General features: G+C 36.3%; 18 protein-coding genes, 1 rRNA gene and 1 other RNA gene. 14 read left to right on the top strand and 6 right to left on the bottom strand.

All coding sequences use genetic code 11. The features are described 5' to 3' along the window. Nucleotides 1-17: 17 nt before the first annotated feature. Nucleotides 18-995 carry a BMP family lipoprotein gene (locus FG382_RS12185; RefSeq protein ID WP_142539145.1) on the bottom strand — a complete coding sequence of 326 codons (978 nt, stop codon included), beginning with the start codon at nt 993-995 and terminating at the stop codon, nt 18-20. Nucleotides 996-1,310: 315 nt separating this feature from the next. Between FG382_RS12185 and FG382_RS12190 the strand changes: the two genes are divergently transcribed. Further along, on the top strand, nt 1,311-2,714 hold the full coding sequence (locus FG382_RS12190; RefSeq protein ID WP_142539146.1) for a tetratricopeptide repeat-containing diguanylate cyclase: 1,404 nt from the start codon (nt 1,311-1,313) through the stop codon (nt 2,712-2,714). An 81-nt stretch (nt 2,715-2,795) separates the two neighbouring features. Here FG382_RS12190 and FG382_RS12195 read toward each other — a convergent pair whose 3' ends face one another. Beyond that, nucleotides 2,796-3,422, bottom strand: a complete 627-nt coding sequence (locus FG382_RS12195; RefSeq protein WP_142539147.1) for an alpha/beta hydrolase — start codon at nt 3,420-3,422, stop codon at nt 2,796-2,798. 152 nt (nt 3,423-3,574) lie between these two features. On the opposite strand from FG382_RS12195, the gene FG382_RS12200 reads away from it, so the two are divergent. Genes FG382_RS12200 through FG382_RS12205 form a run of 3 tightly spaced genes read left to right on the top strand, consistent with a single transcriptional unit; the run spans nt 3,575 to nt 5,074 of the window. After that, on the top strand, nt 3,575-4,651 hold the full coding sequence (locus tag FG382_RS12200) for a cytochrome P450 family protein (RefSeq protein WP_308421251.1): 1,077 nt from the start codon (nt 3,575-3,577) through the stop codon (nt 4,649-4,651). Next, nucleotides 4,624-4,827 (top strand): fatty acid alpha hydroxylase, encoded by a 204-nt coding sequence (locus FG382_RS23435; protein WP_342354596.1) that lies wholly within the window; start codon nt 4,624-4,626, stop codon nt 4,825-4,827. Before FG382_RS12200 ends, FG382_RS23435 begins: the two co-directional genes overlap by 28 nt. Nucleotides 4,828-4,849: 22 nt before the next feature. Beyond that, on the top strand, nt 4,850-5,074 hold the full coding sequence (locus FG382_RS12205) for a hypothetical protein (RefSeq protein WP_142539148.1): 225 nt from the start codon (nt 4,850-4,852) through the stop codon (nt 5,072-5,074). Between the two features lie 600 nt (nt 5,075-5,674). Here FG382_RS12205 and FG382_RS12215 read toward each other — a convergent pair. Continuing rightward, a complete protein-coding gene (locus FG382_RS12215) occupies nt 5,675-6,574 on the bottom strand; it encodes a DMT family transporter (protein WP_142539150.1) in 900 nt (299 codons plus the stop codon). A 214-nt stretch (nt 6,575-6,788) separates the two neighbouring features. On the opposite strand from FG382_RS12215, the gene FG382_RS12220 reads away from it, so the two are divergent. From FG382_RS12220 to FG382_RS12230, 3 genes are all read left to right on the top strand, one after another. Further along, complete coding sequence (locus FG382_RS12220) at nt 6,789-8,012, top strand: ATP-grasp domain-containing protein (protein WP_170206506.1); 1,224 nt, start codon at nt 6,789-6,791, stop codon at nt 8,010-8,012. Nucleotides 8,013-8,109: 97 nt separating this feature from the next. Continuing rightward, nucleotides 8,110-8,541 carry a CotY/CotZ family spore coat protein gene (locus FG382_RS12225; protein ID WP_142539152.1) on the top strand — a complete coding sequence of 144 codons (432 nt, stop codon included), beginning with the start codon at nt 8,110-8,112 and terminating at the stop codon, nt 8,539-8,541. A 137-nt stretch (nt 8,542-8,678) separates the two neighbouring features. After that, nucleotides 8,679-10,847, top strand: a complete 2,169-nt coding sequence (locus FG382_RS12230; RefSeq protein ID WP_142539153.1) for a YheC/YheD family protein — start codon at nt 8,679-8,681, stop codon at nt 10,845-10,847. A 708-nt stretch (nt 10,848-11,555) separates the two neighbouring features. On the opposite strand, the gene FG382_RS12235 is transcribed toward FG382_RS12230, so the two are convergent. Next, on the bottom strand, nt 11,556-12,776 hold the full coding sequence (locus FG382_RS12235) for an ATP-grasp domain-containing protein (RefSeq protein WP_425328522.1): 1,221 nt from the start codon (nt 12,774-12,776) through the stop codon (nt 11,556-11,558). A 162-nt stretch (nt 12,777-12,938) separates the two neighbouring features. Between FG382_RS12235 and FG382_RS12240 the strand changes: the two genes are divergently transcribed. Further along, nucleotides 12,939-14,318: a Mur ligase family protein gene (locus FG382_RS12240; RefSeq protein ID WP_142539155.1), complete on the top strand. Its 1,380-nt coding sequence runs from the start codon at nt 12,939-12,941 to the stop codon at nt 14,316-14,318. 153 nt (nt 14,319-14,471) lie between these two features. Then, complete coding sequence (locus tag FG382_RS12245) at nt 14,472-15,866, top strand: UDP-N-acetylmuramoyl-tripeptide--D-alanyl-D-alanine ligase (RefSeq protein WP_142539156.1); 1,395 nt, start codon at nt 14,472-14,474, stop codon at nt 15,864-15,866. 158 nt (nt 15,867-16,024) lie between these two features. Here FG382_RS12245 and FG382_RS12250 read toward each other — a convergent pair whose 3' ends face one another. Then, entirely contained in the window at nt 16,025-16,954 is a 930-nt protein-coding gene (locus FG382_RS12250; protein ID WP_142539157.1) for a C40 family peptidase, read from the bottom strand. A 356-nt stretch (nt 16,955-17,310) separates the two neighbouring features. On the opposite strand from FG382_RS12250, the gene FG382_RS22980 reads away from it, so the two are divergent. From FG382_RS22980 to ssrS, 4 genes are all read left to right on the top strand, one after another. Next, nucleotides 17,311-18,759, top strand: a complete 1,449-nt coding sequence (locus FG382_RS22980) for a tetratricopeptide repeat protein (protein ID WP_211356389.1) — start codon at nt 17,311-17,313, stop codon at nt 18,757-18,759. A 107-nt stretch (nt 18,760-18,866) separates the two neighbouring features. After that, on the top strand, nt 18,867-19,550 hold the full coding sequence (locus tag FG382_RS12260) for a YqjF family protein (RefSeq protein WP_142539158.1): 684 nt from the start codon (nt 18,867-18,869) through the stop codon (nt 19,548-19,550). Nucleotides 19,551-19,615: 65 nt separating this feature from the next. Further along, entirely contained in the window at nt 19,616-20,137 is a 522-nt protein-coding gene (locus FG382_RS12265; RefSeq protein WP_142539159.1) for a YhcN/YlaJ family sporulation lipoprotein, read from the top strand. Nucleotides 20,138-20,202: 65 nt separating this feature from the next. After that, nucleotides 20,203-20,396, top strand: a non-coding RNA gene (gene ssrS / locus FG382_RS12270) — 6S RNA. 169 nt (nt 20,397-20,565) lie between these two features. On the opposite strand, the gene FG382_RS12275 is transcribed toward ssrS, so the two are convergent. Then, a complete protein-coding gene (locus tag FG382_RS12275; RefSeq protein WP_211356390.1) occupies nt 20,566-21,285 on the bottom strand; it encodes a hypothetical protein in 720 nt (239 codons plus the stop codon). 554 nt (nt 21,286-21,839) lie between these two features. On the opposite strand from FG382_RS12275, the gene FG382_RS12280 reads away from it, so the two are divergent. Continuing rightward, a 16S ribosomal RNA gene (locus FG382_RS12280) occupies nt 21,840-21,921 on the top strand; the annotation flags it as partial.

A 21,921-nucleotide genomic window follows, 5' to 3' on the forward strand; every position in this document is an offset into this window, starting at 1 on the left:
TTTCACCTCGCTTTTTATTATTGTATGGTAATTGATCCATTTGAAATCTCTTCTTGTAGTTTATCGAGTTTACTCTGTTCGTCGGGTGAAAGATTAATGACACGAATAGGAGCCAAATTTACACCTTTTTCTTTTATGCCTAACACCTGATTTTTTTCGGAAATTTTCCCAGTTTCCACAAACTCTTTGATCGTATTGAAAATGGCGATGTCTACTTGCTTTAACATAGAGGTCACGATACTGTTCTCCGCCAAATAATATTGATCGCTATCTACTCCAAATGAGTAAATACCAGCTTTCTGGGTTTCTAGAATTGCCCCCACTCCTGTAAAGCCAGCTGCAGGATAAATAAAATCTGCTCCCCCAGCAATCATCTCTCTTGCAATACTTGCTCCAAGTTTGTCGTCACCAAAACTATTGGCATAAGTAGTAAGCACTTGTGCTTCTGGGTTTTGGGATTTGACTCCTGCTGTAAAACCTTTCTCGAATTTTTGGATAAGGGGAGTATCCATGCCACCTATAAATCCAACAACATTACTTTCTGTTCTAAGAGCAGCTAAAGCACCTAATAAATATGAGCCTTCATCTTCTTTAAAAGTAACATTATAAATATTAGGCACATCCGATACGGAATCAATAAGTACGAAAATAGTATCTGGATATTTTGGAGCTATTGTTTCAAGTGCCTCTTGTAAAGAAAAGCCTAATCCTATGATTAAATCATTTCCTTGTGCAACTAGCTCTTCCAAGCCATTTTCATATGTCTTTGTATGTTGAATTTCTCGGTAATCAAAAGATATATTTAACTCGTCACGAGCTTGTTCCAAGCCTATTAAACCAAGATCCGAGAATGATTGATCTCCTAGACCATCATCTGAAAGCATAACCCCTATCTTTACTCGTTCATTGGCATTTGTACGCTCTTCCTTATTCGAACATCCAGTGAGTATAAGCGCCAAAACGATGAACGTAGATAAAATAATGCCCTTCTTCATAAAATCATTCCTAACTATTTATTATTTCCACTTAATATGTATCGGCAAGTCGGTAAAGTTATTAAGAATTAGTGGTATGGGGTGTTAAAAGTAACGATAAATTACAATCTATTTACAAATTATTTAACACTTATGAATAAATACAATGATTAGATAATTAAATATTTCCAAGTTATAATGAATTGAGTAAAAAGTGAGTATAAAAAAATGGATATATAGGTAAAAGTGATATTCAACACTTCCTATAAAACGGGTACTAAGTATCATTCGTATTATTTTAATCTAGAAACCCGAAAAGATTGGAGGAAAGTGGTCATGAAAGAAGTGTTAAGCAGATTGCAGGCAGAGGTTACGCAGTTACGAGCTGATGGGAAATACCAAGAAACAATAGAGCTAGCCAGCGAGCTATTAGAGCTTGGAACAGTACATAAAGATTACAAATCTATACTTATCGCTCATATCACTCAGGCCGCTTCTTATTATTCAATTGGAGACATAGAGGAAGCCTTTATAAGTATGGAACGGTATGAAGAAATTACACTGGCTCATGGAGATGATACAGACTATCTGCAATTATATAATGTATTGTTTTTGTTATATGAATTCAACAAACAATATGAGTCTGCAAAGGAAACCTTAAACAAAAGTATGCAGCTTGCGAAGCGACTAAAGAGATATAACATTTTGAGTAATGCCTTTAGTAATTATAGTCATGTTTGTATTAAGCTCGATGCTTATGAAGAAGCATTAGAAAATGCTAAAAAAGGACTTGCGGCCGCAAAGCAACACGAGCCTAATTCTCCTGTTCTAGAAGTACGGGTAATGTTCAATATTGCTCATGCGTATATTTGTTTGAATCTATTAGAAGATGCGAGATTAGTGATGGATGAAATGGAAAAGAAAAATGTGTTCGAATCCTTTATACGAGAACGTGCACAGTTCCAAATGTTAAAAGGGGACTGGCTAAGTAAGAAAGAAGCGTATGAAGAATCATTTCAAGCATATTCAACTGCTAAGGAAATTGTAGATACTTATCAGGATGTGTATTTATTAAAGACTATCCAAGAAAAACGTTTGAAAATAAGTGAGGTGATGAAGGACATCCATCAATCCTATCAAGTGCAAAAAGAATATATTCAGCTTTTACAGACGATTAATGAACGAGAACTTGAATTTAAGGCGATAAAGCTGAATATAAAACATCAATTGTCTAAGATACAGAAAAAAGCAGAATTAGATTACTTGACAGGTTTGTACAATCGAAGCTATTTAAATGAACTTGCTACTAGCTGGTTCAGTGATCTAACAAATACAAATGCACCAATTAGTTGTATAGCATTTGATCTAGACGGGTTTAAGATGGTTAATGATGTACATGGACATTTGATAGGTGACGAAGTTATTCGAGAAGTAGGGATGCTATGTAAAAATACGTTAAGCTCGGGGTGCTTTGTTGGTCGTTACGGTGGAGATGAATTTGTAATAATTAGTAGAAAACCTTTTGAGGAGACGCTGAGACTTGCGAATATCCTAAAAGAATCGATAGCAAGCCTGCAATTAGTGAAAAACGGGCAATCTATACAAATAGCGGCCAGTTTTGGAATTTCTTCTACGGAACATGAGTCCATTAATTCATTCAATGAGCTTTTCCATCTAGCAGACATGCGGCTCTATCATGCAAAGCAAAATGGAAAGAATCAAGTTTACGCTAGAAGCTAAAAATCAACAAATAAATGCTAGCCAAATAAGTTGTTGGCGAAATAGAAATGGGACTCTATCAGAGAGTCCCGCAAGTTAGTATTATTGATCCTTCAGAAATGCTAGTAAATCTTGATGATTTTCTGGAGTTACCCCGTGCCCATCTCTGTAAGCTTTAAACGTTACATTTGCTCCGAGCGCTTCGAAATAATCTTTGCTTTCTGCCCCCCACTGGGAAGGAATGACATAATCATAATCCCCATGTGAAATGAAAATGTTCAATTGATCGACTGGACGTTTACTATATTCTTCTTTTACAAAATCAGGTATGTATCCACTTAATGCAACAACGCTGTTAATAGCATTCCCCATAATTAGTGCTAATGATTGTACAAGTATTGCTCCTTGGCTAAAGCCTAAAAGCGTAATACCGTTTGGATCTAGGTCATACTCTTCGATTGCTTCATGTATAAATGATTGAATAAAGGTTAGTACTTTATCAAATACATCGCGATCAGGTTTTCCTACTTCCGCAATGGTAAAAAACGCATAACCTGGATTGTGAACAATCGGTCCACGTAAACTGAAAATATGGTGGCTCTCCTCAAAATTTTTAACAAGTTGTGGTAAGTCTTCTTCGTTACTTCCCATGCCGTGTAATAAAAAGATAGCCGGTTGCTTTCCAGCTTCTAATGGAGCTGTATGTTTATACGTAAAAGGTGAGTTCATTTCATTTCTTCCTTTCAAGCTAAAAGTACTTCCATTTTATCATAGCAGAAGTTTTTCATCGTCAGATTTCTATTTAGTGAGTTTTAATAGGAAGGATAAGGGAAGAATAAGTAAAGGAGAAATCTATGGAGATGTAAAAGGAGACGGATCATATGACGGGTTCTAGCCAAGTACCGCGTGAAGAGGGAATAGATAATAGTTTAAGCTTGTTAAGAGAAGGATATATGTACATTCCAAATAGACGGCATAGCTTTGCAACTAATGTTTTTGAAACACGCTTATTAGGGCAAAAAGCAATTTGTATGGGCGGAGAAGAAGCGGCTGAGATTTTTTATGATAACGAAAAATTCATAAGAAATGGGGCAGCTCCCAAACGTGTGCAGAAAACATTATTTGGTGAAAAAGGGGTTCAAACCTTAGATGGAGAGGCCCATACGCATCGTAAAAAGATGTTCATGTCCTTAATGACTCCGGAAAAGCTAGAAGAACTTAAAAGTATTACTACAAAGCAATGGGCATATGCCGCGGAAAAATGGGAACATAAAGAAGACATCATACTTTATGAAGAAAGCAAACAGATCATGTGCCGCACAGCTTGCCAATGGGCAGGTTTCCCATTGGAGGATGGTGAGGTACTAGAACGAACGAAACAGCTAGGGGATCTATTTGAATCTCCAACTTCAGTAGGCCCAGAGCATTGGAAAGGGAGACATTCACGTAAAAAGGTGGAAAAATGGGTAGAGGAGATGATTCTACAAGTAAGAGAAGAGACGATGAAATGCTCGGAAGATTCTGCGCTATATACTATTTCTATGCATCGTGATTTAGAAGGAGAATTATTAAATATAGAAATCGCTGCTGTGGAATTGGTCAATATATTAAGACCAATTGTGGCGATTGCAATATTCATTAATTTTACGGCGTTGGCCGTACATCATAATCCTAAGGAAAGAGAAAAGCTGAAAACAGGGGACGATCAATACACTTACATGTTTGTTCAAGAAATTAGACGCTACTATCCATTCTTTCCTTTAGTGGCAGCTAGAGTAAAGAAAGAATTCACTTGGAAAGATTACACATTTGAAGAAGGAACACTAACCTTGCTTGATTTGTACGGAACAAATCAGCGAAGCTTTGGGAGGATGCTGATATATTCAAGCCAGAAAGGTTCGCTGACTGGAAGGGAAGTCCATTTAGTTTTATGCCTCAAGGAGGCGGAGATTATATGATGGGTCACCGCTGTGCAGGAGAATTTGTCACCATTGAAGTGATGAAGGTAAGCTTAGATTACTTGGCGAATCGTTTATCCTATCGATTTCCGGCACAAGATTTAAGTTTCAGTATGGTGAGCATGCCAAGTATCCCACATAGCAAAGTAATTCTTCAAAACGTCAAACGATTATAGTATGGGACAGGAGATATTAGTAGTGAAAGAATTCAAAATAACTTACTTTTTTGATGAAGAGCATTATATTCGGAGATTCATCCATATAGAGTCCCAGGAAAAAGCGGAAGAACTCGTTCAAAAGGAGCGAGATCAATATATTTCTTTCACTGATAGCAGAGATATTTACCATGAACTGAATACGCGAAACGTTCGAGTGATTCAAATATCTGAATATCACAGAATAGATAAAACGAAAAAATATTAGGTTATACTGAAACCTAATATTTTTTTAATAAGGAATCTATAAAGGTTTAGTCATGTGATACTTTTTCAAGTAGCATCAGGGATGGAATATTTTTATTTTAAACATGGTATAGAGAAACTGCGCGGTAAAGAGACATGGCAAAGGCAATTGATTTCCGCTCCAGGCGGACGCTTACCGCGGGGCGGGCGGTGAGCCTCCTCGTCGCACGCTCCTGCGGGGTCTCACCTGTCCCGCTGTTCCCGCAGGTGTCGCCGCCTTGCGCTTCAATCAATGTAACTTGCTGACTAATCAAAGGTTTTCACCCATAGAAAATGCAACATAATACTAAATTTAGTATCTCCTTATGGAGTAAACAGCAAACTCTATTGGATTGTAGCGAAGGAGTGGCGACTCCGGCGGGAACAGTACGAGCTGAAAGCCCCGCAGGAGCGGGAGCTCCGAGGAGATTGAAGCCGTGCCCCCGGAAAGCGTCCACCCTGTAGCGGAAATCCCAGCGGTCACTTCATTCAACTCCCTACACGCAGTTTCCCTATTATACGCGTTATTCCATTTATCATTCCTATAAGCTAAATCGGATCAGAAACAGGAGCTTTAGCACTTTTATATTTCTTTTTGGGGAACAGAGCCTCGTCTTCTACCATACAAATGTACAATCAATACACCTGCGATTGCTGTAGTTCCTCCAATGATAGAAAGAAGAGTTGGTAGTTCACCTAACCACAACCAAGCGACGACTATTGCAATAACCGGTTCTGCATAGAGTAAGCTTGAGATGGAGCTTGCTTTACTTAGCGATAGAGAAATCGCCCAAGTTAAATAGGCAACGGCTGTTGGAAATACTCCTATGTAAATTGCAGACAAATTTGCTTCTAGAGTTGCATGCCCGATGTCTTCTAAGAATCCTGGAGCAAACACCAGAAAAGGAATGGTACCTGTCCAAGTAAAATAGGCAGTCAACTCAATTGGATTGTATTTTAACAGTAAGGATTTCTGATAAACAAAAAATATGGAAGTTGCAATAGCTGCTATAATAACTAGAAATACGCCAGGTGAGATGTTGAATAAGGAATCTCCAGTACCTATTCCGATTAACAATATCCCCACAAAACCAAATCCTAATCCAAACCATCCAATTGTTCCAAGACGTTCTTTTAATACGATTACTGCGATAATAGTTGTGAAGATGGGAGCAGAACCAATTAGCATCCCTGCAGTTCCGGCAGTAATAGTCAGTTGTCCAAAGGTCACACATATATGATATAAGCTGATCCCGATCCAACCAAGAACCGCTATTTTCAGTAAATCTTCTTTTTTGGGTAAACGAAAACTAACCCCTGGCCAACATGCAATTATAGCGAAAATAATGGATGCGATGATAAAGCGGAATAAAATCAAGTGACCGGCAGAATAGCCTCCATGTAAGCTAGAACTAATTGCGGCAAAAGTAGAACCCCAGATAAAGACTGTAAATGAGGCTAAAATGAGTGCTTTCTTATTCAATTTTTACACCAGACTTTCTACTAACGGATAGACGAAAAAACGCCTACCGTTACTTATATTACATAGTAAAAGTAAACAACTAATACTACAATAAAACCCACTATAAAACAACTGATTGAAAAGTAGTATCCTATTAGGCGAATGTAGTGGCTAAATGGTTTTCCATACATACTTTATAGAGAAAAAGTGGATAAATGAATGGGTGGCTATTCCTATGAAAACCATTGTGTTTATTGGAAGTTACAAGTATGGAACAAGTAAGGAAGCCCTGATGATAGCGAAAGAAATGGGATATTATGTCGTTCTGTGCACGGACAAGACTAAGCACATCACGAGCAATTCTGATTTCTCGGAAGTTGATCAGATTGTGTTGATGGAAGATTTATTAGACGAACAGCAAATGGTGGAAGAAATAACGAGTCTAATGGACCAAGGGAAACAAATTTGCGCATGCGTTAGTTTAATTGATCCATATGTTTCTTATGCGGCTAGTATTTCGAAGTATTTTGAGCTAGCTGAAACCTCCACCGATTCCTTAAGATTAATGGAAGACAAAATAGCGATAAGGGAAAAACTAAAAAACCTTCCGATAACCCCTTTTTATACAATTTTTCAACCTGAGGATTCCCTTGAAAAATTGGAAAATGAATTTAAATCCCTCCTACCCTTTATTATAAAACCCCCCATATCAAATGGTTCAAAGGATGTACTACTTGTCGAAACGATAGAAAAATTTGCAAATGCTTTAAAGTTGCTGAAAAAAAATCACCCAAATAATCCACTGTTAATAGAAGAATTTTTACAGGGACCGCAGTATCTTATTGAGATTTTAGTTTATAACAACGACATTAAATTTCTGGGATTAGTGGAGCAGGAAGTATTATACAATGGCAGATTTATCGTGACTGGTTATAGGTTTCCGGGAAAAGTTGATATAGCTGAATATCGTAGCTTATGTACTTGCATTTCCAAAATTATAGAAGAAATAGGTCTTGAAAATGGCTCCTGTCATATGGAGATGAAACTTGTTAGTGGTGAATGGAAACTAATAGAAACAAATCCGAGGATGGCTGGAGGAGAGATGAATAGAATTATAGAAGAAGGAACCGGGATTAATCTGTTAAAAGAAATATTAAAAGTACATTTAGGTGAGGAGCCTATTCTACTAGAAAAGAAGAAAAAGCATGTGTATGCCAAATATCTAACGATAGGTTCTCGAGGAAAGCTACTTAAAATTTTAGGAAAAGAGCAGGCTTTAATGCATGAAGGTGTGAGGCACGTTCACATTAAACCACTTGAAGGAAGAATTCTAACGACCCCATACTCAATGGGAAATCGCTATGCATGTGTCATTGCTGTTTCAGAAACGGCGGAACAAGCAGTAGGGATTGCCCTAGAAGCTGCAAAAGAAATTAAATTTTATCTGGAACCTTTTTGAAACCAACATGGTTCAATGAGGTAGTCTGTTTACCCGTGTAACCTTCTCAAACCGTAATATTATAAGTACTAAGAGTAGGAAGGGGGTTGAAAATCAAATGAGCAGCGAAATAAAAAGTAACCAATGTATATGTGATGCACTCTGTGAATTGAAATTGCTCCAGGATTTATTGAATAATTCCCAAACGAAATTTTTCGGTCGATTACTTGCCAAAATAGCAGGTACCGATACGATTCCCTTACTCTTAATAACAAAAAAAGGGGACCCTTTAAGCTTTAGCAGTACGGAAGAGTGTTTTGAAACAATTTATTTTAGAATAGAGTCCATCGATAAAGAAAGTTGCTGTACAACAATTTCGTTATTACGTCCTCTTGATATTGAAGGCAATTACTCTAATTCTTTTTGCGATTTGGTTAGATTAGAAAAAACATCTATATGTAAGAATGTTGATTTGTCGCGTATTTGTGCCATACAACTATTGGAGACCGAATTGTTAACAAGAAAAATAATTATTGAGCCGAAGTGGTAATGGCATCTCTTCACCCTACAAGTATTGGGGTGTTTTTTTATTTTTACTAAAAAAACTGAACGTTTGTCCGTATCCAAAGCAGGATGGATGAATTTAATACAAATATAATCACACGAATGTTAAAAGGAGAATATTAAATGACAACAATAGGAATGCTGCACCATCGTAAAGATCCAAAATCCGTCATTAAGTCATATGCATATGCTGCAGTCGCCAAGGCAGAAGGGGTCAACTTTTTTTACTTTTCACCCGGTGTAGTAAATTTTGTGAATCGATCTATTCGAGGTCAAGTTTATGAAAATGGAAGCTGGAAAGAGAAAACCCTGCCTTTTCCAGATGTAATTTATAACGCAGGGAGTCCTGAAAAATTAGCTAAGTCAAAAGAAATCATTGATAAATTGAAAAGTGAAATTCCATTTACTACAAACTCGATAGGTAACAAATGGAATATAAATGAACGACTCATGGAGGCTAAGGAATTTGCAAGTTACTTAATCCCTTCTGAAGTGGTAAAGAACGTAGAGAACTTTTACAAGTTCATTTCTTCTTTTCATAAAGTTGTCCTTAAACCGATTGATGGAAGAAAGGGCAAAGGAATCTTTTTTATTTCGGAAATAGAAAAGGGTTATGAAGTAAGGAAAAACACAGAAAATGAATTTTATACAAGGGAACAACTAAATGTCTTTTTGGAGGATAAGCTATCGTCTGGCACTTTTATAGTTCAACCATATATACAATCTGTCAATAAATCTGGTCAAGTGTACGATTTTAGGCTTCATGTCCAAAAAAATGGAGAAGGCAAGTGGGTGATCACAACTATTTACCCACGTGTAGCTCCAAAAGGATCGATTATTCCCAATATTAATAATGGTGGTTTTACCAATTATTTAGATCCATTTTTACTACAGGAATTCAAGGAAGAAGCATTTGATATTAGACGGATGCTAGAGCATTTTTCGTTATCGTTAGCTAATCATTTAGATGAAATACAAATGGTGAAATACGGAGAGGTTATCGATGAAATAGGAATTGACGTTGGACTAGATGAAAATTTAAAAATTTGGATTTATGAAGTAAACTGGCGTCCAGGCTGTCCTCCTGCTTTTTATTTGGAACTAGATGTAGTAATTCATTCCATTCAATATGCAAAATTTATAGCAGAAAATCAAGTGAAAATAAAAAAGGAAATTAGCAAAGTAAAGAGGAAAAAAATCGAAGAAAAAGGAGATATACCGATCATTGCAATAACGGGAAGCGCTGGTAAAACAACGACAAAGGCATTCCTTGCATCGATTTTGTCTAAGAAGTGGAATATTTTTGAATCCAAAGATTATTGGAATACAACAGAGCATACCAAAAAACATGCTGCAGAAATTAATGATGCTCACGAGGCGGTTGTATTAGAATATGGTATGGCTTATCCAGGGGTTATTACAGAGCATTGTAGCATTATTAAACCAAACATTAGTATAGTGACCAATATCGGTCTTGCCCATGTCGGAAACTTTGATAGTGATATTAGAGGAGTTGCTCATGCAAAATCCGAACTTATTCACGGGATGGATCAAGAAGGTATCCTTGTTGTAAACAGAGATGATGAAAATTCTAAATATTTAGAGACTCAGCAATTTAAAGGAAAAATAATGACAGTTAGTACAAAGTCACCAGCAAACTACAGAGCTTATAAGATTCAATATAAAGAGAACGGTATGAGTTTCAAAATGAGGTTGCAGCGACAAGAAATTGAACTATTTATCCCTATTTTAGGGGAGCATCATGTATACAATGCATTAAATGCGATTGCTGTGGCTGATTATTTAGGTTTCACACCAATGGAAATTAAAGCCGGGTTGATTTTTAGAAAGCCACCTAGAAGATTAACAATATATAATTGTCGAGACAACATTACAGTAATTGATGACACTGTCCACTCCCATCCACAAGGGGTTCGTGCTGCGTTGGATGTACTAGCTAATATAGGGAAACAACGAAAAATAGCTATCATTGGACAAATGAGAGAGTTAGGGGAGTTGAGAGAAGAAGAATATCGGAAAGTCGGCGATTACGTTTATGAAAAAGACATTGATATATTAATCACCTATGGATTTAGAACGGAAGAAATTGGTGCTCAAGCGAAAGTAAAAGGATTTCCCTCAAAAAATGTTTATCATTTTCTAAACAAGGAACAATTACATGAATTATTGGTAGAGATTGTGGAGAAAGACGATACGATCTTGATCAAAGGAGCAAGTAAAACGAATATGTTTGATACAGTTAAGTTTTTGGATCAAACGTTTAAAGAATAATCTTAAAAAAACCTGAAAAACGCACTCTTACTAAAAGAGCGTTATTCAGGTTTCTTGTATTTGGCTAAGAAACAATAAAAATTTAGACATGTTAATAACTTTTTTAAGTAACATAAGTTATGGCAGTTTTTATGATTCGTTATATAGGGGTAATGCGTCTTAAGACAGAGCTATTATGTGTCCGCTGGGATTTTCGCTACAGGGTAGACGCTTTCCGCGGGCACGGCTTCAATCTCCTCGTCGCTCACGCTCCTGCGGGGCTTTCAGCTCGTGCTTTTCCCGCTGGAGTCGCCACCCTTTCGCTACAATCCAGTAGAGTTTGCTAATTACTAAGAAATGATGTACTAGATTTCGTACTATATTGTTTTCTATAGGGAAAACCTATGAATAATTGAATGAGACATACTTTAGCAATTATTAGCAAGTTCGATTGATTGAAGCGCAAGGCGGCGACTCCTGTGGGATTAGCGAGGCAGGTGAGACCCCGCACGTAGCGTTAGCGGAGGAGGAGGCTCACCGCTCGCCCCACGGAAAGCGTCCGCCTGGAGCGGAAATCATGGCGGACATCTTAGTATCTCTTTACGACGCATTATCCCTATAATATTCGTCACTCCATGTATCTTTCCCCCTTGCTAAATCGAGCAAAGACTGGAACTACACTTTTGTTTATAAAATTAAAAAAAGAGCACCTATAAGGTGTTCTTCGTGTCACTCTTCTTCTAAATGAAAAGTAATTTCACTTGCTGCATTATTTGCGAGTTTTTTGGCTTCTTCTAAACTACTACCCACCGCAATGACATAAGCATATCGATGCCCCATGGATAATGGTGGCGTTAAAAGAGTTCCTTTTTTAGGCTTTACGTAAACCTCTACGACTCCCGGTGATTTTTTAGCCCTCGCTTTTCCGGTTACTTTTGCTAGTATTCCTTTCTTGGTGGCAATAACATATTTGGTAAAAACAAACTTCTTAAATTTAGGTAATATAGCAGGGCTTTTTCCTAAATATAATTTAAGCGTCTCTTCTACTAAATTAATTCCGAATGCTGCTTGAATCATTTTGTTCATGGCACCTCCGGAAATTCTCGGATTAATCTCGATTAGTTTCCAACCATTCTTAGCCAAACGGATTTCCAAATGTAAAGCTCCATTTTCAATATTTAATTCTTTAATGATGGATTGAAGAACATTTTCAATTCCTGTTCTAATCGTTAAAGGAACATTTGCAAGAACACCATAGCCTGTAATGATAAATCGCTTGTTCTTTGTAATTTCTTGTTCAAGAATTCCAACAATACGAGGTTTCTGTTTGTGAACGAGTACTTCTACCAAATATTGAGCACCATCTATATATTCTTCGATCATTATTGTGGTATCCGGATTCTTACTCAGAAGATTTTCAATATGCTTTTTTAATTGTTCTTTTCCTTCAGCTAGCAGTACGTCTTTAGATCCGGTAGACTTGGGTGATTTTATAATAATAGGAAAATCAAACTGTTCACATATTGTTTCTATAGGAATCGTATCGCCTGGGTTAATCAAGAAAAACTTAGGGGTATACGGCTGATCTTTTAAAGCCGACCTTGTCTCCTCTTTATTTTCCATTATTTCAATGGCTTTAGACAGAACATAATTGTGACAAAATTCATCACAAAGGATGGATGCAGTATGAACAAAAGGGTCCACAAAACTAACGATGGTTTTTATATCGACGCCAACTTTTTGTAACTTGAAAATTTCTTTTCTCATATCGTCTAACTCATATGTGTTTACAAAAACCATTTTATGGATATCTGTATATTCCTGTCTTTGTTGAATTTGCTTCTCGTTGTTTGTGAAAAGGATGGTAAAGTATCCTAAATCTCCAGCTGCTTTAATCGCTTCCCTGCTAGATCCGGATTTGTTTGTGCTGATGAAAATAATTGCTTTCAAACGGCTCACTCCCTCCTGAAAAATTGATAAAGACTTTTCTTTCTATATTTATGACATGTTCTAGCTTTGGCATAGTTATGTATCACGCAATTATATTCCATTTATCCAGTCAATTTCCGTTTGAAAACATATTATATAGATGAAAGGAGTGTGAATAAACTAATGAAATCCCATACAGTCGGCAATATAAGAGCAATCATCTCTGGTGAGTTGGTGCAAGGTTCTGATGAAGTGCTAGTTAAATACGGGGCATACCGTTTAAAACAAATAAAAAATCAAAATACCATACTTTTTACTGACAAAAGAATTATTGACTGGAGAAGCCTTAAAAAGTTTTTCCCTTTAGTACTTGCAACAGAGTGGAAATATAATAAAGATGAAATTCCGGAGAATGTAACTGTCATCCAAGTAACGAATGCCGACGAAGCATATTGGAAATTTGTTCGCTACTATCGCAGTCTATTTCATATCCCTGTGGTAGCCATAACAGGAACCTCAGGGAAAACAACAACAAAAGAGATGATCAAGCATATTCTTTCAGCAGATAGGATAGTTACAGCTACAAGCCTTACTAGTAATTCTAGAACAGCAAATCTGCAGTATCTTTTGAGCATAGACGAAGAAACGGATGCGGCTATTTTTGAAACGGCTGTTGGTTCACCAGGGGATGTATTAAAAGCAGGGGAATATTTCAAACCTACCATAGGGATCATTACGAACATCGGGGCACATCACCTAAATTATTGCAAAACGCTAGAAGCCTATATTGATGCGAAAGGGGAGATGTTACAAATTGTTAATCCGACGGGTGTATTAATTATTAATGCGGAGGATAGCAATACAAGCAAGATTAATATGAGTAGTTTTCAAGGGAAAATTATTAAAGTTGGAACTCATAGATCTTGTCATTTTCGAGCTCGTAATATTCAGTACTGTCAAGATGGTATGGAATTCAGTGTTAAGCACAAGAAGAGAAATTATCAAGTATACGTACCTGGACTCGGTGTTCATCAAGTCTATAATGCGCTAGCAGCTATTGCGGCTGTTTATGAAATGGGAGTAACTATCCCGGAAGCTGCTTATCAATTAAAAACGTTCCGGAAGTTTAATAAGCAACTGCAAGTGGTGGATGGTATAAATGACTCTGTGATTATAGATGATACGTGGAGTATAACAACAACCTCTTTAGAAGCAGCATTAAAAGTATTAAATGAAATTGGCAAAGGAAAAAAGAAGGTAGCAATCATAGGGACAATTACTGATTTAGGTTCATGGGGTTATTTTATTCATGAACAGGCAGGAGATTTAATATACCAGAATGGAGTGGATGTACTCATTACGATAGGAGAGCATGCGAGCATAATAGCAGACCATGCGGTAAAAAGAGGTTTTACTTCACCGGTCTACACATTTAGGAATGAAGTCCTTGTTTTACATCTATTAAATAAAATTATAGACTCCAATACAATTGTTCTGATTAAGGGAGATATGTACAGCCAGCCAATAATTGAGTTAGCTGCATTATTGAGGAAGAAGAAATAATGCATCACCGCACCAAGCTACTAATTTAACCGATAATACTGTTTTGAAATATTGGTGATAAATAAATTTAAAAAGATGGACAAACACTGTGCACATTTCATACCTAATCATCTAAAAACTGATTTCATACTATACAAAGGGAAGGAGGGTACTATGAAACCTTTACGTGTGAAAGAAATCCGGAATTTATTACAAGGGGAACTAATAAGTGGTTCCGAACTTTGGAATGTAAGTAATGCTATTTACTATAATCGGCATGAACTAACAACACGAAATTCACTAATGTTTGTAAGCAGAAGTGATTCTATTAACTGGCAGGAAATTAATAATAAGGGACCTTCTCTTGTGATTTCAGATAAGCCTTCCTCAGAATTGAAAGATGCTCTATCGGATACAACCGTTATAAGAGTAAGAAGTCTCGTGCAAGCGTACTGGAAATTCATGGATTACTATAGAAATCTATTTGAAATACCAGTAGTTGCAATAACAGGGACATGTGGTAAAACTACAACGAAGGAAATGATCAAACATATTTTAAGTAAAAAATGGAATGTGCAAGCATCTATTAGCAGTAAAAATGAACCGCGTCAATCTTTACCTTATTTGATGGGCATTGCTGAAAACACAAATGCAGCTGTTTTTGAGCTTGGATTGGGTAATACCGGGAATATAAAACATCAGTGCAATATTTATCAGCCGACAATTGGTATTATTACAAATATCGGTGTTCATCATTTAGATGGTTGTGGAAATCTGGAAGGATATATAAAAGCGAAGTCAGAAATAGTGGATGGTATAAAGAAAAACGGCACATTAATACTAAATGCCGATGATGCTAATACTAAAAAAGTTCCGTTGCAATCATTTAAAGGGAAAATAATTTATTTTGGAGTAAGTGAGAAGTCTCATTTTAGAGCTTCTAATATTAAATTCGCAAATAATGGAATGAATTTTCAAATTCATATTTCCAATAAAAAATATAATGCATTTATACCAGGGTATGGAGAGCATCAAGTGTATAATGCGCTAGCAGCAATCGCAGCTGTAAATGAAATGGGGATGGATATAAATGAAGCCATTTCCCAATTAGCGACCTATAAAAATATGACAAGACACCTAGAATTTTCAGATGGTCTAGGTGGAAGTACAATTATAGATGATACTTGGACAAATAATCCTACATCTGTCGAAGCTGCATTAAAGGTGCTAGATTCAATTGGGCAGGGTAAAAAAGTCATCCTTGTACTCGGCGATATTAAGCGATTAGGAAACTTTGAAAAGAAATATCATCGAGAAATTGGAAGTATGGTTGCGAAAAGAAATATTCATACACTTATTACAATAGGGAGCAAAGCAGAAGATATTGCAAAACAAGCAAAAAAAGATGGAACAGAGGCAACAGTCCATATTTTTTATGATGTCAAAGGGGTTATTGATATATTAGATCCTATCCTTGACGAAAATTCCATATTATTGATAAAAGGTCCAATGTCGAGCCGATCGATGATTGAATTCGCCAATAGCTTGAAAGAAAATAAAAGAAAATAATAGAACGATAAAAAAGAAGCATTCAGGCGCTACGCATTGAATACTTCTTTTGTTTTACCAGCTTTTAAGATATCGAAAAAGAGGGAAGGAAAGTGGCCGACCACTTTTCTTCCCTCTAAAAATATAGTGACTTGTTTTTCGATATACGGTTGAAACATTTAAAAAACGCGTTTTGCTGTTATATAATGCTGATTGTAATAATCAACAAATAGCACTCTTGTTATAACTCCGTTTGAATTTGGAATAATGATACGATGATCCCCCGCGTAAATTGCTACCATAGTTGGTGTTTTAGATCCTTTAGTACTGTTAAAGAAGATTAAATCACCTTTCTTTAAGTTGGAGCGAGATACGGTTGTTCCTTTTTTCATTAGTTCTTTCATATTAGTTGTTCCTAATTTAACACCATTTGCTTTGTACACATAATCCACAAACCCAGTAGCAGTGAAACGTAATGCTGCAGCATTATTGACATTACCCATCTTCACTTTGCTCTTTAAACTGATCGTTTTTGCGACGATATTATCCCCTTTAGTTGCAGGGTTTGCAGGAAGTAGAGTCGGTAATACTCTTCTTGCTGTAATATAGTTATCTTTATAATATGGCTTACTATTTAAGTCTGAAATAACAATATTTTGTTTTGGGTCTGCCATGTGAATGACTTTATTGTTCCCTATATACATGGCAACGTGATTTGGCACTTTACCACCTCTACTATCAAAGAAAAGAAGATCCCCTTTTTGTAGTTGAGCTCTAGAAACGGCTGTTCCTTGTTTCATCATATAATCTTCATTATACGTTCCAAGGTCTACTCCATTTTTCTCAAAAATGTACATTAGAAAACTTGCACATGAAAATTTGTAAGGATATATATCCTTGTAAACTGTATTACTATAAGTAGCCTTGCCTATTAAACTCTTAGCTGTTTGAATTAATTGATTGGCCTTTGCTTCTACTGCTTGTTGGTTATGCTGACTATTAACGGCTGCAGCTGAAGCCTCTATTGGATGAATAACAGTAGGAGAAACCCCTAATGCACTAAAACCGATTACTACTGATAATGTAGTTGTGATGAATTTTTTTTTCATTATGTCCCTCCTGAATTTTATTGGTGGCTTTCACTGCACTGATTTTAGCATGTAAAAGTGTGGCTACTTTTAGGTAGATTATTCCACGAGACTATGTGACAGGAAGGAAGCCTTGCCACTAATAGGTTTGTCGAGGAACTTTACATTTTGATTACAAATGTTACGAAAACCTCATATTTTTCCGTACAGAAGCATGGAAAGTAGTAGATGCATCTTTACGGTTTGGTTAAGTCTATAAACAGCAAGTACGCTTCTTCGTACCATTAATTCCAATGAAAATATCAATCACTATATTTTTAAACTAATAGGCCACATTTGCCCAAATTTCTGCATATGATGTGGAGAAGGGGTGTATGATGAACGATTATATAAAGATGTTTAAGCAATTTTTACCGCAAACTGCAACTGTATTAGAATTGCAACAACCTGAAAAGAAACCTGCAGTGATAGTAGCAGATATTGACGGGGATCATGTGGCTGAGTTAATCGGGGCTTTCCAGTATCAAGGGAAAAACTATATTTTAATTCTAAAAAACAGAAACAATCAGTGGCAGCCATTGATCATGATAAGTGGAGGTGGTTACGGTATTTCAGATTTGTTAGCCTTCCCACTCACAGATACTGGTGTAAATACGCTCATCATAGGTTGGCAGCAAGGTAGTATATGGTCCCAATTAAATTTACTACAATGGACAAATAACGGTTTTGTCTGGTTACCTACAAATGATATTGTCTATAGTAAGCTAGAAGTAGAAGATATGAACGAAGACGGTAAATATGAACTTGCTATTTGGACGCATGATACTGGAGAAGCTTATAAAGTAGAAGTTTATCGCATCGAAAACAACAATCTTGTACAGGCGAAAGACGTCTATCCTTATTATTTTAAAAAAGTAGCGGCCTATTATGAAAACTTACTTCAAACAAATGATTATTCTTACTACTGGTACTACTTGGCTGATGCTCAAATGAAAGCGGGGGAGCTGGATCAAGCTTTAGCGTCTATTGATAAAGCTCTATCTTTTTCTTCTCCGTATCCATCAAAAGAAGTGCTGACAGAAAAAAGACAGGAAATATTAAATCAACAGGGGACAACAAATTCAAATAGACCAGTTGTAATAGATTGGGTAATGGGAGATGTAACCGGTGATGGAGTCCAGGATACTGTCTATTTAACCGGGGAAGTGACAGAGGGAAGTCCACTTTGGAAAAACATTACCCTTGTAATACTAAATGGAAAAACGAATATGTACGAAAACATACCTTTAAAAGAAAATATGGGATACAATCCAACGATTTTTCTCGGTGATTTTACTGGAAATCAGGTAGATGACATTCAAATAGTGATCGATACTGGTGGAAGTGGCGGTACGATTTATGCATATGTTTTTGCATTTTTAGATGGGAAAATGAAACAAATATTTGATACCGATGTATATAATGAGCATTCCAAATATGAAGTTAACTATCGAGACCATTATAAAGTAACAGTAACTAGCTCGAATCCAATGAAGGAATACACAATAGATTTAATGTACAAAGGAGAAGAGTATTTATCGGAAATTTATAATAAGGACGGTACACTAAAAGAACTGATAGAAGGATGGGTAGACCCGATTAGTGGTTTGTATCCAATTGATTATGCAAGAGATGGCACTTATGAGCTCCTGTCTTATCAAGAAATTGCAGGTAGATACCACGCGGATGCACTGGGATACGTTCAAAATGAATGGAAATGGGATGGACAGGAATTTGTAGTCAATCGACAAAGTGTTTCTATATTCGGTAAGGATTTAAATGCATAGAGGAACAAGTTACAACCCCTTTTTTAATTGAAAGGGGTTTTTGGGTTTGAGGAATAAAAAATAGGGCACTATAAGCGTGTTATCTCAAATGAAAGGAGAAACTTCATGTGAAAAAAACTTGGATCATGACTCAGGAATGGCATCATGTATTATTTCTGCATTGGCCAGTTTCTCCTGAGAAAGTACGCACATATATCCCCGCCGAACTCGAAATGGATTTATATAATCATCAAGCATGGATTGGAGTAGTATTTTTCCAAGTGAAAGGAAATCGCCCAAGATTCATCCCTCCTTTACCTGGGTTCAAATCTTATTTAGAACTAAATGTTCGAACATACGTTACTTATAAAGGAAAAAAAGGAGTGTATTTCTTCAGTTTAGATGCTAATCATCCCTTTGTTGTGGAATTAGCGAACCTGGGTGGTTTTTTACCGTATCGTAATGCCAAAATAAGTTTTAAAAAACATAAAAAAACATTTTCACTTTACAGCAAATACGAACGCCCAAATGAAAGTATCCTTACTACATTCAAACCGAACGCTAAACCTTTGGAAAGCACTCGGCTCAATACTTGGCTTACAGAAAGGTACTGTCTATGGACGAAAACAAAAGGACGATTGTTCCGAGTAGAGATAACCCATACTCCTTGGAAACTGCAAAATGTAAATGGGCTTGTTTATGAGAATACAATGGCTCCCTATTTAAAAGAGAATTTTAGTATGAAGCGTCCCATAGCTCATTATTCCACGATGAAAAAAGCTCGATTTTACCCTCCAATATTAGAAAAGTAAATGAATAAATAGTAAAAAACAACGCACACTATCCTCGAGTAATTAGATTAAAAGGAGGATTTAATATGAACAAATTGCTACAAATTTCTATGATGATGCTTCTGGTTGGATCATTAGCAGCGTGTGGAACAAATAACAAAAATGATGATGTTGCTGACAATAACGCTACTACAACGGATAATGCGACGGATACAAACATCAATACAGACACCGATACTGTTAATACCGACACGGACGATACAAATGGTCACGAAGGTCATAAAGTAGAGCTAGCGGATGATGTGGCTGACAAAATCGAAGGAATGGAAGAAGTAAAAGGTGCAAGTGTATTTGTAACAGATAACAATGCTTATGTAGCTGTTGACCTGAAAGATGGGGTAGACGCGAGCGAAGAATTGGAAAATAAAGTTGCAGATGAGGCTAGAGCGGCAAATGCAAACTTTAATAATGTGTACGTGACAACAAATCCAGATTTCACTAAACAATTTAATGAATACGGCGAGAAAATTAGAGCCAATGAACCTGTAGAAGGATTTTTTGAAGAGTTTTCGGATACGGTAAAAAGAGTATTCCCAGATGCACATTAATTAAAAGTAAAATCTGTGGCAATCATTTCCGTTGATTTTCACATGAGATAGGTTTATTATATAAATACGAGCTGCATTGTACGTATGGATATTAAGTTTTAACCTTTATGCTGTAACAGGGAGTTTTATATAGAAGCTGGAATGACAGGCCTTATTCTCTTTTGACAATAAGGACATGCAAGATAGCTTTTGCGAACACCCACTTTGAGGAGTGGTGGTTTAAAACTTTCTAATAAAATACGGCAAAGGCGGCTTATCTAAAAAGCTTATAATAGCAATATTTATAGAGCACTCCTTCCAGAAATGGTTGGGGTGTTTTTTTTATGGATTTTTGGTTTGTCGCAATAAAATTGAAATTTATATCTAAATATAAACTTATGCATAAATTTCTTATTATCGCTTAGCGTAATCACATCTAAGCCAGTAGATTATACTAAATGAATCGTGATATCTGAATCTGTACACCAATGTCCTTTTATTACGTATGGTATAGTATGCCATTTATGACCTTCCTTACAACGGAAAACTAAAGGTGTTTTTGAATCAATGAACTCATTAGATAAACAAGTTCCTTCTCTTTCATGAACGATTTTAAGTAATTCTTCAAAATGTATTTGACGCCGTTTCTCAGAGTTGCAATGTTTACACCATTTACCGAGTACTTCTAATTCATAAGGTTTTAGTTGGAAAGTATGGCCCTTGTGGCACTTGAAGTCGAGTTTGGTCAAATAATGCTCATAATGGTTAGTTAGGAGTTCGCCGCTATTCAATTTTGCAAGAGATTTCAGATAAGCTATTTTACTTTTAGATCTGTAAACCGAGTCCGTACTAATTTCTATCTTCTCGTTATAAGGGATGTTACGCTTAATTAATTCATGTTTGATAAAATCACTTAATTCTTCGGGATGATTGTAGGGGATTTCAATTAAATGAATGTTTAACTCCTTGCAGCGATGCCTTTTTTCTAAGTCGAGAATTATTTGTTTCATAAATCCATCAGCATTGCCATGAAAGTACTTATTAAACTTATAATGTTGCTCTCCTTGATATTCAAAAGCAATTTTTAATTGATTTGGTAACTCACAATATCCATCAAGCTCTAGTGAATCACCTAAGATTTTTCGGGTTTTAATAAATATGGATATCATAGAGTGAAAAATAAAAGAAATTCAAATCTTAAATTTTGAAGATGTACTTATAACTACCACGGTCTTAGGGGATCTTAAACTCTTCTGCTACTGTAACATTTGGTCGGCCTCTTCTTAGTAAGAGGAAATACATGAAATGAGTTTCTTCTATAATATATAATTTTCGGTAAATCGATTGTTCGAAATTTTTTTTAGAAATTTCGAGAAAAAACTTGCTATAATATTTAGAGGGTGGTATGATAATAACCTGTCGTTTTAATTACTAATTTTAAAAAAACGACATTAAAAGTTGTTGACAACGACAACTGAACTTGTTATCATATAAAAGTTGCCCCGAATAATCGGTTGCGAAAAATGAACATTGAAAACTGAACATGCAAAACGTTAAGAAATATAGCTATTCAGATTAACTTGTTAGTCTGATAGCAAAACAATTATGACATCATTTAATGATGATGCCAGCAATTAAGTAGGGGCATCGACTAAAAACGCCACATCCGTGTGGCAACGTCGATGTCAGCACCTCGTGTGCAAGTGAGCTTTTTAAGTTCTCTATTATGGAGAGTTTGATCCTGGCTCAGGACGAACGCTGGCGGCGTGCCTAATACATGCAAGTCGAGCGAATGATGAAGAAGC

The organism is Psychrobacillus lasiicapitis, from assembly GCF_006861795.1.
GTDB classification, from domain to species: domain Bacteria; phylum Bacillota; class Bacilli; order Bacillales_A; family Planococcaceae; genus Psychrobacillus; species Psychrobacillus lasiicapitis.

What these genes read in the sequence shown, in the direction of transcription:
- FG382_RS12185 (WP_142539145.1), bottom strand. Translation starts at nt 995, where the DNA reads ATGAAGAAGGGCATTATTTTATCTACGTTCATCGTTTTGGCGCTTATA.
- FG382_RS12190 (WP_142539146.1), top strand. Translation starts at nt 1,311, where the DNA reads ATGAAAGAAGTGTTAAGCAGATTGCAGGCAGAGGTTACGCAGTTACGA.
- FG382_RS12195 (WP_142539147.1), bottom strand. Translation starts at nt 3,422, where the DNA reads ATGAACTCACCTTTTACGTATAAACATACAGCTCCATTAGAAGCTGGA.
- FG382_RS12200 (WP_308421251.1), top strand. Translation starts at nt 3,575, where the DNA reads ATGACGGGTTCTAGCCAAGTACCGCGTGAAGAGGGAATAGATAATAGT.
- FG382_RS23435 (WP_342354596.1), top strand. Translation starts at nt 4,624, where the DNA reads ATGCCTCAAGGAGGCGGAGATTATATGATGGGTCACCGCTGTGCAGGA.
- FG382_RS12220 (WP_170206506.1), top strand. Translation starts at nt 6,789, where the DNA reads ATGAAAACCATTGTGTTTATTGGAAGTTACAAGTATGGAACAAGTAAG.
- FG382_RS12225 (WP_142539152.1), top strand. Translation starts at nt 8,110, where the DNA reads ATGAGCAGCGAAATAAAAAGTAACCAATGTATATGTGATGCACTCTGT.
- FG382_RS12230 (WP_142539153.1), top strand. Translation starts at nt 8,679, where the DNA reads ATGACAACAATAGGAATGCTGCACCATCGTAAAGATCCAAAATCCGTC.
- FG382_RS12240 (WP_142539155.1), top strand. Translation starts at nt 12,939, where the DNA reads ATGAAATCCCATACAGTCGGCAATATAAGAGCAATCATCTCTGGTGAG.
- FG382_RS12245 (WP_142539156.1), top strand. Translation starts at nt 14,472, where the DNA reads ATGAAACCTTTACGTGTGAAAGAAATCCGGAATTTATTACAAGGGGAA.
- FG382_RS12250 (WP_142539157.1), bottom strand. Translation starts at nt 16,954, where the DNA reads ATGAAAAAAAAATTCATCACAACTACATTATCAGTAGTAATCGGTTTT.
- FG382_RS22980 (WP_211356389.1), top strand. Translation starts at nt 17,311, where the DNA reads ATGAACGATTATATAAAGATGTTTAAGCAATTTTTACCGCAAACTGCA.
- FG382_RS12265 (WP_142539159.1), top strand. Translation starts at nt 19,616, where the DNA reads ATGAACAAATTGCTACAAATTTCTATGATGATGCTTCTGGTTGGATCA.
- FG382_RS12275 (WP_211356390.1), bottom strand. Translation starts at nt 21,285, where the DNA reads ATGATATCCATATTTATTAAAACCCGAAAAATCTTAGGTGATTCACTA.